Annotated in this window: 15 protein-coding genes; 3 read left to right on the forward strand and 12 right to left on the reverse strand. The window is 60.1% G+C overall.

What is annotated here, in order from left to right:
- Positions 1 to 70 precede the first annotated feature (70 nt).
- From IEQ42_RS24425 to phnD, 8 genes are all read right to left on the reverse strand, one after another.
- A complete protein-coding gene (locus IEQ42_RS24425) occupies positions 71 to 1,006 on the reverse strand; it encodes a Ppx/GppA family phosphatase (RefSeq protein WP_210705755.1) in 936 nt (311 codons plus the stop codon).
- A gap of 268 nt (positions 1,007 to 1,274) precedes the next feature.
- On the reverse strand, positions 1,275 to 2,102 hold the full coding sequence (gene phnX / locus IEQ42_RS24430) for a phosphonoacetaldehyde hydrolase (RefSeq protein ID WP_210705757.1): 828 nt from the start codon (positions 2,100 to 2,102) through the stop codon (positions 1,275 to 1,277).
- Positions 2,103 to 2,176: 74 nt separating this feature from the next.
- Positions 2,177 to 3,046 carry a LysR substrate-binding domain-containing protein gene (locus IEQ42_RS24435; protein WP_210705759.1) on the reverse strand — a complete coding sequence of 290 codons (870 nt, stop codon included), beginning with the start codon at positions 3,044 to 3,046 and terminating at the stop codon, positions 2,177 to 2,179.
- Positions 3,047 to 3,056: 10 nt separating this feature from the next.
- Positions 3,057 to 4,352, reverse strand: a complete 1,296-nt coding sequence (locus tag IEQ42_RS24440; RefSeq protein WP_210705761.1) for an MFS transporter — start codon at positions 4,350 to 4,352, stop codon at positions 3,057 to 3,059.
- Between the two features lie 129 nt (positions 4,353 to 4,481).
- Positions 4,482 to 5,573 (reverse strand): iron-containing alcohol dehydrogenase PsrA, encoded by a 1,092-nt coding sequence (psrA, locus tag IEQ42_RS24445; protein ID WP_210705763.1) that lies wholly within the window; start codon positions 5,571 to 5,573, stop codon positions 4,482 to 4,484.
- 134 nt (positions 5,574 to 5,707) lie between these two features.
- Complete coding sequence (gene phnE / locus IEQ42_RS24450) at positions 5,708 to 6,526, reverse strand: phosphonate ABC transporter, permease protein PhnE (RefSeq protein WP_210705765.1); 819 nt, start codon at positions 6,524 to 6,526, stop codon at positions 5,708 to 5,710.
- A gap of 2 nt (positions 6,527 to 6,528) precedes the next feature.
- Complete coding sequence (gene phnC, locus IEQ42_RS24455) at positions 6,529 to 7,320, reverse strand: phosphonate ABC transporter ATP-binding protein (RefSeq protein WP_210705766.1); 792 nt, start codon at positions 7,318 to 7,320, stop codon at positions 6,529 to 6,531.
- Complete coding sequence (phnD, locus tag IEQ42_RS24460; protein WP_210705768.1) at positions 7,317 to 8,183, reverse strand: phosphonate ABC transporter substrate-binding protein; 867 nt, start codon at positions 8,181 to 8,183, stop codon at positions 7,317 to 7,319. Before phnD ends, phnC begins: the two co-directional genes overlap by 4 nt.
- Before the next feature lie 109 nt (positions 8,184 to 8,292).
- On the opposite strand from phnD, the gene IEQ42_RS24465 reads away from it, so the two are divergent.
- The 3 genes from IEQ42_RS24465 to map all read left to right on the forward strand — a co-directional run bounded on the left by IEQ42_RS24465 (position 8,293) and on the right by map (position 10,230).
- On the forward strand, positions 8,293 to 9,150 hold the full coding sequence (locus tag IEQ42_RS24465) for a LysR substrate-binding domain-containing protein (protein ID WP_210705770.1): 858 nt from the start codon (positions 8,293 to 8,295) through the stop codon (positions 9,148 to 9,150).
- 64 nt (positions 9,151 to 9,214) lie between these two features.
- Positions 9,215 to 9,442 carry a ParD-like family protein gene (locus tag IEQ42_RS24470; RefSeq protein WP_042559521.1) on the forward strand — a complete coding sequence of 76 codons (228 nt, stop codon included), beginning with the start codon at positions 9,215 to 9,217 and terminating at the stop codon, positions 9,440 to 9,442.
- Positions 9,439 to 10,230 carry a type I methionyl aminopeptidase gene (gene map / locus IEQ42_RS24475; protein WP_210705772.1) on the forward strand — a complete coding sequence of 264 codons (792 nt, stop codon included), beginning with the start codon at positions 9,439 to 9,441 and terminating at the stop codon, positions 10,228 to 10,230. Before IEQ42_RS24470 ends, map begins: the two co-directional genes overlap by 4 nt.
- A 220-nt stretch (positions 10,231 to 10,450) precedes the next feature.
- On the opposite strand, the gene IEQ42_RS24480 is transcribed toward map, so the two are convergent.
- Genes IEQ42_RS24480 through IEQ42_RS24495 form a run of 4 tightly spaced genes read right to left on the reverse strand, consistent with a single transcriptional unit; the run spans position 10,451 to position 14,408 of the window.
- A complete protein-coding gene (locus IEQ42_RS24480) occupies positions 10,451 to 11,605 on the reverse strand; it encodes an ABC transporter ATP-binding protein (RefSeq protein ID WP_210705774.1) in 1,155 nt (384 codons plus the stop codon).
- Positions 11,606 to 11,622: 17 nt separating this feature from the next.
- Positions 11,623 to 12,432 carry an ABC transporter permease gene (locus IEQ42_RS24485; protein WP_047301679.1) on the reverse strand — a complete coding sequence of 270 codons (810 nt, stop codon included), beginning with the start codon at positions 12,430 to 12,432 and terminating at the stop codon, positions 11,623 to 11,625.
- Between the two features lie 6 nt (positions 12,433 to 12,438).
- On the reverse strand, positions 12,439 to 13,386 hold the full coding sequence (locus tag IEQ42_RS24490) for an ABC transporter permease (protein ID WP_042559517.1): 948 nt from the start codon (positions 13,384 to 13,386) through the stop codon (positions 12,439 to 12,441).
- Positions 13,383 to 14,408 carry an ABC transporter substrate-binding protein gene (locus tag IEQ42_RS24495; RefSeq protein WP_042559516.1) on the reverse strand — a complete coding sequence of 342 codons (1,026 nt, stop codon included), beginning with the start codon at positions 14,406 to 14,408 and terminating at the stop codon, positions 13,383 to 13,385. The genes IEQ42_RS24490 and IEQ42_RS24495 overlap by 4 nt, the downstream gene beginning before the upstream one ends.
- Between the last annotated feature and the right edge of the window lie 299 nt (positions 14,409 to 14,707).

Consider the following 14,707-nt stretch of genomic DNA (forward strand, 5'->3'; position numbering starts at 1 on the left):
ATCAGCGGTGTTCACATATTTTCAACCCATGCAGATCCCGCTGAGGGAATGCAGGCAAATTGTGGCAAGGTCAGTGCTTGCTCATCAATCCGTGCAGCACACCCAGGCGCAATCCCGGTTCAGATGGCACCATCTGCGAGATGCCGAACGCCTTGAACGCGGCGAGCATCAGCACCAGGCCGCCGGGCAGGATGCTTTGGCGGTGTGGTTGCAGGCCCTGGAGCCTGAGCTGCCGGACGTTAGTCACTTCCAGCAGATGCAGCGACAGGCGCAACAGCCCTGCGTAGGTGATGCCATCCTCGCCGAAGTCGTTCAATCGGTTGGCCTTGAGCACTTTGGCGAGCATCCGTGCGGTGCCCGAGGAGCCGATGGTCTGCTGCCAACCCTGAGCGCGATAGCGTCGAGCGACTGTTTCAAACTGGAGGATGGCGACGCGTTCGGCTTCTTGCAGCGCACCGGGGGAAATCTCGCCGCCGCGAAAGAATCGCGCACTCAATGTTCCGCTGCCGATGGAAATGCTTTCGGTGAGCAGCGGTTGTGAGCCCTGGCCGAGGATCAATTCGGTAGAACCGCCACCGATATCGACCACCAGGCGCATGTCTTCGACGCCCGGTAATGCGTGGGCCACGCCCGCGTACACCAATCGCGCTTCTTCATGCCCTGAGATGACGTCGATGCGAAAGCCCAAATGCCGCTCCGCACTGGCCAGAAACAGCTGCGCGTTATCGGCCTCACGCACTGCACTGGTTGCCACTGCCCGCACGCGGCCCGGCTCGAATCCGCGCAGTTTCTTGCCGAATCGCGCCAATGCCTGCCAGCCTCGATCAAGGGCGAGGGTGTCAAGCGCACCACCGTCGAGCCCCTCGGCCAGACGCACCGGTTCGCGCAAGGTTTTCACTTCCTGAATCATCAGGCCTTTGCGACTGCGGACCGACTGGCCGATCATCAAGCGAAACGCATTCGAACCCAGGTCGATGGCGGCAAACAGCGAGGCGTCGTCTTTCATGGCAGTCCTTGCAAAGCATCCGTCGCGAGGCTCAAGACGGTTTGCGAGGACTCTGCCGTTATCTTGATGACATCCTGATGACGGGTCAGGGGCCGTTCAGTGAATTGTTGTTTGTCATGACACTGTCATTATTCGATACCCATACTGAGCTCAACACATCGCGTGTTCTTAAAGTTTTTGCTGCCATTTCTGGCAGCTTTTTTTTGACCAAAATTCAACAGATACAATCCTGTAGGGCTGCCTTGTGCAGCTCCTACCGGGGATTGGCCTAGCAGCCTTGAGGGGTTTCGCCTCGGGCCAGCCGCGCGTTGATGTCGTCGATCACCTCGGGTAACTCTGCAATGGTGTCGATCAGGTAATGCGGGCGCGAAGGGGCAAACATCGTGCTGATGCGCGTGCGCTCCTCGGCGAGTCTGTCCGACGGCAGCGCTTTGTATTGCTCGTAGGTCAGGCCCAGCGCGTTACCGGAGCAGGTCAGCGCCACCGTCCACATCCCCGCACTGCGACCCTCGAGAATTCCCGGCCAGGTGTCGTCAACCTTCACGCACGCAGCCACGTCATTGATGCCCAGCGCTATCACGTTAGCCAGCGCCTGTGCCGGATAAGGGCGACCATTGGGCACTCCATCGGTAGCGACGACGTGGTCAGCGACATAACCGTTTTTTCGTGCCAGCTCGATGACCCTGGCCATGACCACCGCCGGATAACCTGAGCACGAGCCGATCTTCAAACCCTTGTCACGCAACGCCGCAATGGCTTCAAGCGCGCCGGGGATCAACGCAGAGTGGAGGGCGATTTTCTCGATCTGCAGCGGCATGAAACGCTCGTAGATCGCCGTCACGTCGTCATCGGTCGGCAAGCGACCAAACGCGGCGCGGTAGCGTTCGCCAATCTGATCAAGGTTGCACAAAGTGCGGATATGGTCCCATTTGCCCATGCCCATCGGGCCACGAGCCTCCTCCAGCGACACGGCGACACCGAACTCGGCGAAGGCTTCGACGAAAATCTGCGTCGGCGCGAACGAGCCGAAATCAACAACGGTGCCGGCCCAGTCGAGAATCGCGGCTTGCACGTAAGTAGGTTGCTTGTACTGCATGATCAATCTCCGTTTTCAGGTGAGCGTGTGCCGTCCCTCGATATAGAGGTAGGCCGGTTGGAATAAGTGTTGAATCAGAGCATCGGTGAATTCGAGTCGAACAGCTCCGCGATTACCGGTCGGTTCCTGCGTATGCCGAGGCAGCACAAGTGGTATTCGATGAAGAACGGATGGTCGACAAAGGTGATCGGCTTGGTGCCCGGGGTTTCGGCGTACTCGACGGCCGAAACAAAACCGATGCCGATGCCTTTGACGATGGCGTGCACGATGGCCTCACGGCTGTTCAGTTGCATGACGCAGTTGAGTTCGATGTCGAGGCGTTTGCAGCTTTCTTCCACCAGTTGCCGGGTGCGTGCACTGGTCTCGCGCAGCACCCATTTTTCGCGGCTGATTTCGCTGACGTGAACCTGCTCCTGGCTGGCCCAGGGATGGTCGTCACGCACCACGGCAATGATCGGATAGCGGTGATACAAGCGCGTGTGGAAGCGCTGATCGAATTCCGACAGCGCCAGAATCGCCACATCGATATCAAAATTGAACAGTCGCGCCAGGGTTTCCTTTTCCGAGGAGAACGAGGTCTCCAGTTCGATATCAGGGTGGCGCTGCATTAGCTCATAAGTCAGGTTCATCGCGATCGGCGGCGACACGGCGCCGAGGCGCAGCATGCCGGATTTGCGTTGCTTGAAGCTCTGCAGCAGTTGCACCGCCTCATCCTCCTGACCAAATAGGCCCTGGGTAATTGCGTACAGCTTGTGCCCGGCCGCGCTCATCTCGATGTAGCGCCCGCGACGATGGAACAGTTCCACCGAGAAGGTTTTCTCCAGCGCGTTGACCTGCTCGCTGACGGTCGGCTGACCGATGCACAGAAACTCGGCGGCGAGGGTGAAACTGCCGGTCTTGGCCACGGCATGAAATGAACGCAACCACTTGTGGTACTGGTACATGCAGGCCCCGTCAGCGTCGGATGAACATTGCCACCGCCGCGCTGCAAAGGCAGGCGCTGGTGACCACGATGAAGATAAGAGACGTATTTGCCGTGGAGTCAAGCAAACGGCCGATCAGCGGTTCGGCCAGTCCGGCGAACAGATAGGACGAGAAGTTCATCACCCCGGTCGCCGTGCCCGCACGCTTGGCGCCGACCAGGTCAGGACACAGTGCCCAGAAACTCGACGCCGGGCCGTAGACGAAGAAGCCGCAAAGGAACAACGCGATCAGACCGACCAGACTGTGCGGCGGCAGGCTCCACATCCACAGACTGGTCGCAGCGCCGAGGACCATATAAAGCATGATCGCAAGATAGCGCCTGGAGCCGAACAGCTTGTCCGACACCCAGCCGTTGCTCAGGGCGCCGACCGCCATGCCGACGGGGAGGGCGACGGTGATCCACTTCGGATCGACCATGCTGTCGCCGCTTTTCCAGTTGGCGCCGAGAAAGTGCACCGGCACCCAGACGATCAGTCCGTAGCGCGCGGCGTTCTGGAAACCCAATGCCAGCGCGGCGATAAGCAAGCGTGGATTCTTCAGTACTGCCTTGTAGCGCTGCGCCGAGGACTCGACCGCGCCGTGGGCTGCTTCCTGATGTTTGTCGTCGGTGTTGGCGACGCCAGTATCAGTCAGCGGCTCGAAGCCAAGATCCTGAGGCCGTTCGCGAGCGACCAGATAGAAAATGATCCCGCCGGCCAGCATCAACAACACCGGCAAACGGAAGATCCAGCGCCATTCCAGTTGCAACACTTCCAGAATGACGATGGAGGTGACGTACGACAGAATCGACGCGCAACCCGCGGCGAAGGTGTAGAAGCCATAAACCTTGCCGCGCTCGCCGGCCGCCCACCAATTGGAAAGCAGACGGCTTCCCGGCGCCCAGCCGAGCGCCTGAAAGTAACCGTTAACGCCCCACGGCAGGATCAGGCTGGTGAGTCCACCGGCAAAACTGGTCACCCAATTCGCCCCGCACGACAGCACTGCGCCGAGGGTCATGATGCGCCGACCACCGAATTTGTCGGCGAGGTTGCCGTTGATTGCCTGGCCGATGGCATAGGCCCAGAGCATCGCGGCGGATGCCCAGCCGAGGGTTTCCTTGGTCAAGCCGAATTCGGCCTGGATACCCGGGATAGCGAAACCGAAGGTTTGTCGACCGGTGTAGAAAAACAGGTAGCAGAACATCGCCGCCAGCAACATGCGCCATTGGGCGACCCGGAACGAGGCAGAACGTACGGCGAGACCAGGCAGGGTTTGGGCACGATTCATGATCTTTTCCTTATTGTTGTGGGTTCCCGCCGAATGTCGGCAGCGGGTGCACTCTTTTTTGGTGCGACAGGAAATCACCGCAGCTTTTGGCTGCTGGCTGTGCTTGGGTTATTTAGCAATTGCGACGCGTCAGGCGGCCTGTGAACCGATGAAGTTCTTGCCGCGCGCGCCCTGCATCGCGAGATGGATGATGTCTTCGGCGTCCTTGGCCGAGACGCCATAATCGGCGAACTCGGTCTTCACGCCGAGGCTGTGCAGGAACTCGCGCAACTGCTGTTGGGCTTTGGCCAGGTCTTCGCCGAAGATGCGCTGCAAGGTGCGGTCGCGGGTAGCGTCATGGCCCCAGGCCAAACCCAGCACCAGCGGCAGAGTGAAGGAGCAGGCGATGCCGTGGGGCAGGCCGTGGCGCAGGGTCATTTCGTAGGAGATCGAATGCGCCAGCGCGGTTTTGGTGTTGGAAAACGCCAGGCCAGCCTTGAGCGCCGCCAGCGCCATGCGCGTGCGCAGCTCCTGGCTGGACAAGTCCTTATGCAGGCGCGGCAGGCATTCGAGAATGTCTTCAATGGCCGAGATTGCGAAGGTGTCGGACACCGGGTTGGCGTTGACATTCCAGATTGATTCCAGCGCATGCGACAGTGCGTCGAGCCCGGTGGAAACGGTGACGCCGGCCGGCACGGTGAGCATCAGTTGCGGGTCGATGATTGCCACGCGCGGCCAGGTGCATTCCAGGTGCAACGAATATTTTTTCTGGCTGGCGCTGTCCCAAATCGTCGCCCATGGCGTGACTTCACTGCCGGTACCGGCTGTGGTTGGCGCGGCGATCAACTGTTTGAAGCGCGGCGGGGTGAATGGTTTGCCGGTCGCCAGCAGCGCCAGTAATTCATCAAAACGTCCCGAGGCGGTACCGACAATCAACGCCTTGGCCGTGTCGATCGCACTGCCGCCGCCAACCGCCAGCACTACGTCGCACGTGTCGGCACGCTGCCAAAAATCTTCGTAAGTGCTGCGCAGGTGCGCGACATCCGGGTTGGGCTGCACGTCTTCGAAGACGTAGACCAGACGATCACCGAGCAACTTTTGCAGACGATCGACCAGTCCCAGTCCACGCGCTTCGGGGAAGGTGACGAGGGCGACGGTCTGTTGTTCGGTGAGGGCGTCAAGTTCTTGCAGGCTGCCCCAGCCGAAACGGGTATCAACTGGGTTCTGGAAGCGGGCAGTCATGGTGAATCCTTCTTGTTGTTGTCGGTAGTGGCGCCATACTCAGCGCCCGTCGGCAACGGCTCAAATCGATAATTCGCAGGTTTGAATCGGCTGAGGCGATAACAGCGTCCGCAACCGTTCATGGTTGCCAGGCTCTAGTGATTAGAACCGCTCTGGATCGCGGCGCGCAGCCGACTGGATACCGCATCGGCGACGATCACCATGAAGGTGATGACGATGATGCAGGTGGCGGTTTCCTGATATTTGAACAGCTTGAGGCTGCTCACCAGTTCGAATCCGAGGCCACCGGCGCCGACCATGCCGAGCACCGTGGCCGAGCGCAGGTTGACTTCGAAACGGTAGAGAATCACCGCGATCCATGCGGTAATGACTTGCGGCAAGACGCCAAACACGATCACTTGCAAGGGTCGGGCGCCGGTTGCCTGCAACGCTTCAATCGGGCCTTGATCGATCTCTTCGATGCTCTCGGCAAAGAACTTGCCGAGCATGCCCACACCGTGCAACGCCAGCGCCAGCACACCCGGGAACGGGCCAAGGCCAACTGCCGAGACGAAGATCAGGGCGAGGATCAACTCGTTGATGCTGCGGGTAAAATTGAGTGCCTGGCGGGTGGCGTGAAACACCAGCCGATTACGGCTCAGGTTGCGCGCTGCGAGAAACGACAGCGGAATCGCCAGCAGCACACCGAGCAACGTGCCCCAGATGGCGATCTGCAGGGTTTCCACAGCGGGTGCCAACAAGCGCGGCAGGATACTCAGGTCTGGCGGGAAGGTTCGCGAGAGGAAGTCGCCGATCTGCGGCAGCCCCGCAGCCAGTTCGCCCAGGCTGAGTTGGGCGCCTTGGGCGCTCCAGTTCAGCGTCCACAGCACGATCAGGACGACCGCGCCGAGGGTCAGCCAACTGCGTGTACTGCGGGGCCGGTCGCCCACCCACTGATAGTTGTTCGATTGCATGTTCAGGCCCTCGATGCGGCGCAGTAGGTCAGGTTCGGGGCCGCAGTGTCTGCGGACAATTGCGTGGATGGCTGCGGATAGATCCGCGCCAGATCGGCATCGGTCATGCTCGAAGCCTTGCCATCGAACACCAGATTGCCGTGAGCGAGGCCGACCACGCGGTCGCCGAATTCGCGGGCATATTCGATCTGATGCAGATTGCACAGCACGGTGATGCCCAGCTCGCGAGTGGCATCGCGCAGGTACTGCAGCACCAGTCGCGCAGTTTTCGGGTCGAGGCTGGCAATCGGTTCATCGGCCAGGATCACTTGCGGTCGTTGCGCCAGGGCACGAGCAATCCCCACTCGTTGCTTCTGCCCGCCGGACAGTGAATCGGTACGCTCGCCAGCCTTGTGCGCCAGTTCGACGCGCTCCAGGCATTGCATGGCCAACGCCACATCGTCACGCCGAAACAGCTGAAAAATCGAGGCGAGGGTACCAACCGATCCGAGGCGACCGGTCAGCACGTTCTTCAAGACACTCAGGCGCGGCACGACATTGTGGTGCTGGAAAATCATTGCCACTTCTCGACGCAAAACGCTGGTGTCGGGGCAGCCGAGGGCGTCGATACCGGCCACGCTCAGCGTCCCGCTATCGGCCTGCGCCAAGCGGTTGATGCATCGCAGCAAGGTCGATTTCCCGGCACCGGACTGACCGAGTACCACGACGAATTCACCAGCACCGACCTCAAGATCAATTCCGCGCAAAACCGGGTTGCTGCCGTAGTGTTTGGTCAGTTGGCGGATACTGATCATTTCATGCTCCGCAAATCGAGATCGAGCACCTTGGCGGTGTCGCGCACCACGTCGTAAGCCGCGTCAGTAGTGCGCTGAAAGCCATTAAGTACGCCCTGATCACCCCACGGTACGTCTTTGATCGATGCCAATGCGTCGGCGATTTTTTTCTTCAATTGCGGATCGAGCGCCTTACGCCAGACCATCGGCGATTCCGGGATCGGCTTGGAACTCCAGACCACCTCGAAGTCATCCTGCTTCACCACACCCTTGGCCACAGCGCTGGCGAAGATGCGGTCGGCGACGGCGGCGGCATCCACCTTTTTGTTCTCGACGGCGAGGATGCTGGCGTCGTGGGAGCCGGAGAAAATTACTCGCTTGAACAAGGTGTCCGGAACAAAACCGGCTTGTTCAAGTCCGGCCTTGGGGAACAGATGCCCGGAGGCGGAGCTTGGATCTACGAAAGCGAAGGTATGGCCTTGCAGATCAGCCAGCGAGTGAATGCCGCTGTCCTTGCGCGCCAGAATCACGCTTTTGTAAGCGCTCTGACCGGTCTTCTTGGTGACCGCCACGGAGAACGCTTCGACATCCGCCACTGAGGTCGCCAGCACATACGAGAACGGGCCGAGATAGGCAACGTCGAGTTTGCCCGAGCGCAGCGCTTCGATGATGCCGTTGTAGTCGGTGGCTACGAACGGCACCACCGGCATGCCGATTTTGCTTTGCAGATCGTCGAGCACTTGTTTGCTCGCCTCGATCATCGCCTGGGAGTCTTCAGACGGGATCAGGCCAATGGTCAGTTTGTCCTTGGCCCAGACCTGGCTGGCGCTCAGGGCGAGTACGGTAAGGCTGACGACACGCAGAAACTGGTTAATTGTTTTCATGGCATTCCACGGTGTGGTTGGGAGTTGCCACAGGCTAGGTCTGTCACGTGACAGTCATTCAATCAATTCAATATGGGAAACAGCAGCTAACTATTGATGGAGTCTATGGATGTCGAGCGCCAAACTGCGGGCTTTTCTGGCCGTCGCCCGTCACGGCAGTTTTAGTGCCGGAGCGCGGGCTTGCGGGCTGACTCAGCCGACCTTGACCACTCAGGTGCAAAGCCTGGAGCGTAAGCACAATGTCGAGCTTTTTCATCGACGCGGACGGCGGATCGAGCTGTCGGATGTCGGCCGGCAATTGCTGCCGATTGCCCAGCGCATCGCCTTGCTGGAACTGGAGGCGCACAACCTGATGCGCGACTCGGGGCGGCTCGACAGCGGCCAGCTCAAGCTGGGGGCAGTGGGGCCGTTTCATGTGATCGAGATGGTCGACACCTACCTGCAACAGCACCCGAACATCGACGTGTCGATCCGCGTGGGCAACTCGGCGCAGGTGTTGTCCGATCTGGAAAACTACGTGACCGACATCGCGGTGTTGGCCGGGCGTCAGGATGACCCGGGGTTGTGTGCGGTGCACTACGCGCGGCACGCGATCATTCTGTTCGCGCACCACGAACATCCGTTGGCTAACCGTGGCAGCGTGCGCCTGGAGGAGCTCGAAGGTCAGCGCTTGCTGCAACGCGAACCGGGCTCGACCACCCGTTTGGTGCTGGAGCAGGCATTGCACGCGGCGCAGGTCAAACCGCGTATCGCCATGGAAATCGGCAGCCGTGAAGCACTGCGTGAAGCGGTGGTACGCGGCCTGGGCCTGGGGGTGGTGTCGGAGGCGGAGTTCATTGCCGACCCGAACATCCGTGTGATTCGCATCGAAGGCGCGGCGCTCTACACCGAGACCTATCTGTATTGCCTGGCCGAGCGGCGTTCGAGTCGGCTGATCTCTTCGTTTTTCGACGCGGCGCTGGCTTGATTTGCAATTCTTGCTGATGCTTAGCTAATATACGAACCATATACACTTCGTATCGGATTTCGCTATGGGCATCGTAAAGATTTCAGAGGACATGCACGAGAACCTGCGCATTTCCAGCAACGCACTCAGCCGCTCGATCAACGCGCAAGCCGAGCACTGGATGCGCATCGGCATGCTCGCCGAACTGCATCCCAACCTCGACCACAGCGCGATCTGCCGTTTGCTGATTCGTGCTGAACAAAACGGCGGGCTGGACCTGCAACAACTGACTCAGGAAGACGTCACGGCATGAGAAACCAGATCAAGATCAACACCCCGACCGACATCGCTCAATCGCGCGCCGCCGGCAAACTCGCCGCGCAAGTGCTGGCGATGCTGGTGCCGCACGTCAAGGCAGGCGTCACCACCGATGAACTGGATCGGTTGTGCAACGACTACATCGTCAATGTGCAAAAAGCCATTCCCGCCAATGTCGGCTATCACGGTTTCCCGAAAACCGTGTGCGCCTCGGTCAACGATGTGGTGTGCCACGGGATCCCGTCGGGCACGCCGCTCAAGGATGGCGACATCGTCAACCTCGACATCGCCGTGATCAAGGATGGCTGGTTTGGCGATACCAGCCGCATGTATGTGGTCGGGGAGGCGACGCCTGAGGCGCAGCACCTGATCAAAACGACGTACGACGCCATGTGCGCGGGTATTCGCGTTGTAAAACCGGGCGCGACTTTGGGCGATATCGGCCACGCGATCCAGAGCCTGGCGGAGAAAGAAGGCTTCAGTGTGGTGCGTGAGTATTGCGGCCACGGCATTGGCAAGGTTTATCACGATGAGCCGCAGATCCTGCATTACGGCTTCCCGAATCAGGGCATGAAGCTCAAGGCCGGGATGATTTTTACCGTTGAGCCGATGCTCAATGCCGGTAAGCGTCACGTGAAAAACATGCCCGATGGCTGGACCGTGCTGACCAAGGATGGCTCGTTGTCGGCGCAGTGGGAACACATGGTGGCGGTGACGGAGACTGGGTTTGAAGTGCTGACGGCTTGGCCGGATGAGATTGAAGGGTTTGCGCCGATCAGGTGATACCCCGTCGCCTGCTTGCCCTCACCCTAACCCTCTCCCGGAGGGAGAGGGGACTGACCGAGTTGCCCGGCGTCAGATATCGACCTGAAAGATTGGCGGTGAATATGGATTCACTGCAGAACTTTCAGGTCGACGTACTTCTTCAATATCCCCGGATCTGCTCCCTCTACCTCTGGGAGAGGGCTGGGGTGAGGGGGTAAATCCCGCAGACAACACGCTATCAGTGAGCGCCAGCTGCCTTGTTCAGATCGCTTTCAGTCCATTCGGTATAGACGCAGGCGTCTGCAGTGGCCCAACGCACTTGCACCGGATCCCCGGCCTTGAGCGGCATACCCGCCGCCGACAACGCCTTCACCGTCATCGATGTGCCACCCGAAGTGACCACGCTGCAAGTCTGGCTTTCACCCAGAAACAGCACTTCCACCACCTTCGCCGAGACCTCGTTCCAACCGGCCGCCAGCGGTTCGCTGCTCGCCTGCGCCACGCTCAACGCCAGCGCCTTTTCCGGGCGCACCATCAGCAACACATCCTGATCGGTGTGCAAACCGGCCGTCAGCCGAATCGACAACGATTGCCCCTCAAAACTCGCCGCCGCATTGCCCTGCGCCTTGAGCTTGAGGAAGTTCGAGTTGCCCAGAAACGACGCAACAAACGCATTCGGCGGATTCTGGTAGAGGTCATACCCGCTGCCCAAACCGACAATCTTGCCGTGACTGAAAATCGCGATGCGCTGCGACAAACGCATCGCCTCTTCCTGATCGTGGGTCACGTAGACGATGGTGATGCCCAGACGCCGATGCAACTGGCGCAGTTCATCCTGCAAGTCTTCACGCAGTTTTTTGTCCAGCGCACCCAGCGGTTCGTCCATCAGCAGAATGCGTGGCTCGTAAACCAGTGCGCGAGCAATCGCGACCCTTTGCTGCTGGCCACCGGACAGTTGCGAAGGACGGCGATGGGCGAACTCTTCGAGCTGCACCAGTTTCAACATCGCATCGACACGCCGTTCGCGTTCGGCAGTCGCGAGTTTGCGGATCGCCAACGGGAACGCAATGTTGTCGCGCACCGACAGATGCGGGAACAGCGAATAACGCTGGAACACCATGCCGATGTCGCGCTTGTGCGGCGGCACGTTGACCAGCGACTGACCGTTGACGAGGATCTCGCCGCTGCTCGGCGTTTCGAAGCCCGCGAGCATCGACAGCGTGGTGCTCTTGCCAGAGCCGCTGGAGCCGAGGAAGGTGAGGAATTCGCCTTCCTTGATGTCCAGCGAGATGTTGTCCACGGCAGCAAAGTCGCCGTAGTGCTTGTTCAGGTTGCGCAGGCTGACCAGGGGTTTGTCGTTCTGCTGGGATGCGTCTTTGATCACGGCACTCATGTCGTACTCCTGGGCGCTCAGGCGCTGATTTGATTGCGCCGGCGCAGGGCGGCGGCGATCACCATGACCAATACCGACAGGCCGATCAGCAGCGTCGAAGCGACGGCGATCACCGGTGTCAGGTCTTGACGCAGGGTGGTCCACATTTTTACGGGAAGGGTTTGCAGCGTCGGGCTGGCCATCATCACGCTGAGCACCACTTCGTCCCACGAAACCAGGAAGGCGAAGAGGGCGCCGGCTACCATGCCCGGACGAATCGCCGGGAACGTCACCTTGAACACCGCTTGCAGGCGCGAGGCCCCGCAGATCACCGCTGCGTCTTCAATCGATTGATCGAACAGCTTCAACGAGTTGATGATCGAGATGATGGTGAACGGCAGCGCGACGATCACATGGCTGACGACGAAGGCGAACATCGTCCCGGTGTACCCGAGCTTGAGAAACAGCGCATACACCGCCACGGCGATAATCACCAACGGTACGATCATCGGCAGGGTGAACAGACCATAGAGCATCTCGCGGCCGGGGAAGCGCCCGCGCACCAAGGCAAACGCCGTCGGCAAACCGAGGGCCACGGCGCAGATCGTCGTCAGTACCGCGACCTTGAGGCTGGCCGCTGCGGCGTTCATCCAGTCGGGGTTGGAAAAGAACTGGCCGTACCATTTCAGCGTCCAGCCCGGTGGCGGGAACACCAGCCACTGCGATGAACCGAACGACAGCAGCACGATAAAGACGATCGGCAACAGCAGAAACAATCCGATCAGCCCGGTGGTGGCGTAGAGGCCGAAACGCATGCGCCGGCTCATTGCGTTGGGAGTCAGGAGCATGTCGGCTTACCTCGCGTTACTGGCGCCAACCGGGGATTCCGGCTGAAGCTTCAGGTAGAAGTAGAACAGCACCAGCGTGATCGCGATCAGCAACGCGGCGCCGGCACTGGCCAGGCCCCAATTGAGGAACGATTGCACCTGCTGAATGATGAACTCCGGCAGCATCATGTTCTGCGCCCCGCCGAGCAGCGCCGGGGTGACGTAGTAACCGAGCGACATCACGAACACCATCAAGCCGCCGGACGCCAGACCTGGCCGGCACAGCGGCAGGAACACCCGGAAGAAGTTGGTCCAGGGACTGGCGCCGCAGATCGAGCCGGCCTGCAGGATCATCGGATCGATGGCCTGCATGGTCGCCTGCAACGGCAGCACGATGAACGGGATCATGATGTAGCTCATGCCGATCACTACGCCGGTGAGGTTGTGCACCATTTCCAGCGGCTGATCGATGATGCCCATCGCCATCAAGGCTTTGTTGATCACCCCCGAAGCTTGCAGCAGCACCAGCCATGAGTAGGTGCGAGCGAGGAGGCTGGTCCACATCGAGAGCAGCACGATGTTGAGAATCCAGCGCCCCCAGCCGCGGGGCACCAACGTGATCGCCCAGGCCAGCGGAAAGCCCAGCAGCAAACTGAACACCGTTACCAGCCCGGCCACCGAAAAGGTGTTGAGCAGCACGCGGGCGTACGCCGAGTTGGCGAACAGTTGTTCATAGTTGCCAAGGCCAGGCACAGGTTCCAGAACGCCGCGCAACAGCAGGCCAATCAGCGGTGCAAGAAAGAACAGGCCGAGGAACAGCAGCGCCGGGAGGAGGTTGCCGGCACCGCGCCAGCGTTGTTTGAGGGACTCGGCTTGCGGCATCGCAATCGCCTTTTTGCCTTCGGCCGAGCCGGCAGCGCGTGCGGCGCTCCCGGTGGCAGTGGAGGGACGGGACGCAGTGGCCGCCATTTTCATTTGACCAGCCATTCGTTCCACCGTGTCGCGATGGCCGGACCGTTCTTGGCCCAGTACGCGAAATCAAGAGTGATCTGATCCTTAGCGTAGGCAGTCGGCAGGTTGGGGGCCAGCGTCGAATCCAGACGCTCCACACTGTCGAGGTTGACCGGGGCGTAGGCAGTCAGGTTGGAGAAGTCGGCCTGGCCCTTGGCGCTGCTGGCGTTGGCCAGAAACTTCATCGCCGCGTCCTTGTTTTTCGAGCCTTTGGGAATGACCAGAATGTCGGCCATGACCAGGTTCTGTTTCCAGCTCACGCCAACCGGGGCGCCGTCCTCTTGCAGAGCATGAACGCGGCCGTTCCAGAACTGGCCCATGCTCGCTTCACCGGACGCCAGCAGTTGCTGCGACTGCGCGCCGCCGCCCCACCAGACGATGTTTTTCTTGATGGTGTCGAGTTTCTTGAAGGCGCGATCCAGATCCAGCGGATAGAGCTTGTCGGCAGCTACGCCATCGGCCAGCAGCGCCAGTTCGAGTACGCCGGGGCTTGGCCATTTGTACAGTGCGCGTTTGCCGGGGTAGGTCTTGGTGTCGAACAGGGCGCTCCAGTCCTGCGGCTTGTTGGCGCCGAGTTTGCTCTCGTTGTAGCCGAGAACGAAGGAGAAGAAGAACGAGCCCACGCCGTGATCGCTGACGAAACGCGGGTCGATTTTGTCGCGCTGGATGACGTTGAAATCGAGGGGTTCGAGCAGGCCTTCAGCTGCGGCGCGCAGGGCGAAATCGGCTTCAACATCGACCACGTCCCATTGCACGTTGCCGCTTTCAACCATGGCTTTGAGTTTGCCGTAGTCGGTCGGGCCATCCTGTACGACGGTGATGCCGCTGGCCTTGCTGAACGGATCAGCCCAGGCCTGTTTCTGCGCATCCTGGGTGCTTCCGCCCCAACTGACAAAATTCACGCTCTCGGCGGCCATCGCGGCCTGGCCGGTAACGCTGAGCAGTCCCGCAAAAAAGATCGCGGTTGCAGCTTTGTTCAACACCATTTTCACGCCCTCATTGTTGTGTTTTTGAGCGGGCTTGCGTTGTTGCCCGCCTGTCGGGAGCAGTAGATGGACGTTCGTGGAAGTGTCCGGTCTATGGAATATCATATTATGGTATTCCAAGTTTTGTGCAAGCACTTTGCCTGACCGGTTATCTGGCGAATCTGCTTTTTGTGGCTTGAAATGCGAAACACTGTGGGAGCGAGCCTGCTCGCGAAAGCGGTGGAACAGCCAACATCTCCAGCGACTGAACCCCTGCTTTCGCGAGCAGGCTCGCTCCCACACTGGATTTGCGGAGGTCT

The sequence above is a fragment of the Pseudomonas iridis genome (assembly GCF_017980685.1).
Lineage (GTDB): Bacteria > Pseudomonadota > Gammaproteobacteria > Pseudomonadales > Pseudomonadaceae > Aquipseudomonas > Aquipseudomonas iridis.

What these genes read in the sequence shown, in the direction of transcription:
- psrA (WP_210705763.1), bottom strand. Translation starts at nt 5,573, where the DNA reads ATGACTGCCCGCTTCCAGAACCCAGTTGATACCCGTTTCGGCTGGGGC.
- phnC (WP_210705766.1), bottom strand. Translation starts at nt 7,320, where the DNA reads ATGATCAGTATCCGCCAACTGACCAAACACTACGGCAGCAACCCGGTT.
- IEQ42_RS24480 (WP_210705774.1), bottom strand. Translation starts at nt 11,605, where the DNA reads ATGAGTGCCGTGATCAAAGACGCATCCCAGCAGAACGACAAACCCCTG.
- map (WP_210705772.1), top strand. Translation starts at nt 9,439, where the DNA reads ATGAGAAACCAGATCAAGATCAACACCCCGACCGACATCGCTCAATCG.
- IEQ42_RS24495 (WP_042559516.1), bottom strand. Translation starts at nt 14,408, where the DNA reads ATGGTGTTGAACAAAGCTGCAACCGCGATCTTTTTTGCGGGACTGCTC.
- IEQ42_RS24485 (WP_047301679.1), bottom strand. Translation starts at nt 12,432, where the DNA reads ATGCTCCTGACTCCCAACGCAATGAGCCGGCGCATGCGTTTCGGCCTC.
- phnD (WP_210705768.1), bottom strand. Translation starts at nt 8,183, where the DNA reads ATGAAAACAATTAACCAGTTTCTGCGTGTCGTCAGCCTTACCGTACTC.
- IEQ42_RS24470 (WP_042559521.1), top strand. Translation starts at nt 9,215, where the DNA reads ATGGGCATCGTAAAGATTTCAGAGGACATGCACGAGAACCTGCGCATT.
- IEQ42_RS24465 (WP_210705770.1), top strand. Translation starts at nt 8,293, where the DNA reads ATGTCGAGCGCCAAACTGCGGGCTTTTCTGGCCGTCGCCCGTCACGGC.
- IEQ42_RS24435 (WP_210705759.1), bottom strand. Translation starts at nt 3,046, where the DNA reads ATGTACCAGTACCACAAGTGGTTGCGTTCATTTCATGCCGTGGCCAAG.
- IEQ42_RS24440 (WP_210705761.1), bottom strand. Translation starts at nt 4,352, where the DNA reads ATGAATCGTGCCCAAACCCTGCCTGGTCTCGCCGTACGTTCTGCCTCG.
- IEQ42_RS24425 (WP_210705755.1), bottom strand. Translation starts at nt 1,006, where the DNA reads ATGAAAGACGACGCCTCGCTGTTTGCCGCCATCGACCTGGGTTCGAAT.
- phnX (WP_210705757.1), bottom strand. Translation starts at nt 2,102, where the DNA reads ATGCAGTACAAGCAACCTACTTACGTGCAAGCCGCGATTCTCGACTGG.
- phnE (WP_210705765.1), bottom strand. Translation starts at nt 6,526, where the DNA reads ATGCAATCGAACAACTATCAGTGGGTGGGCGACCGGCCCCGCAGTACA.
- IEQ42_RS24490 (WP_042559517.1), bottom strand. Translation starts at nt 13,386, where the DNA reads ATGAAAATGGCGGCCACTGCGTCCCGTCCCTCCACTGCCACCGGGAGC.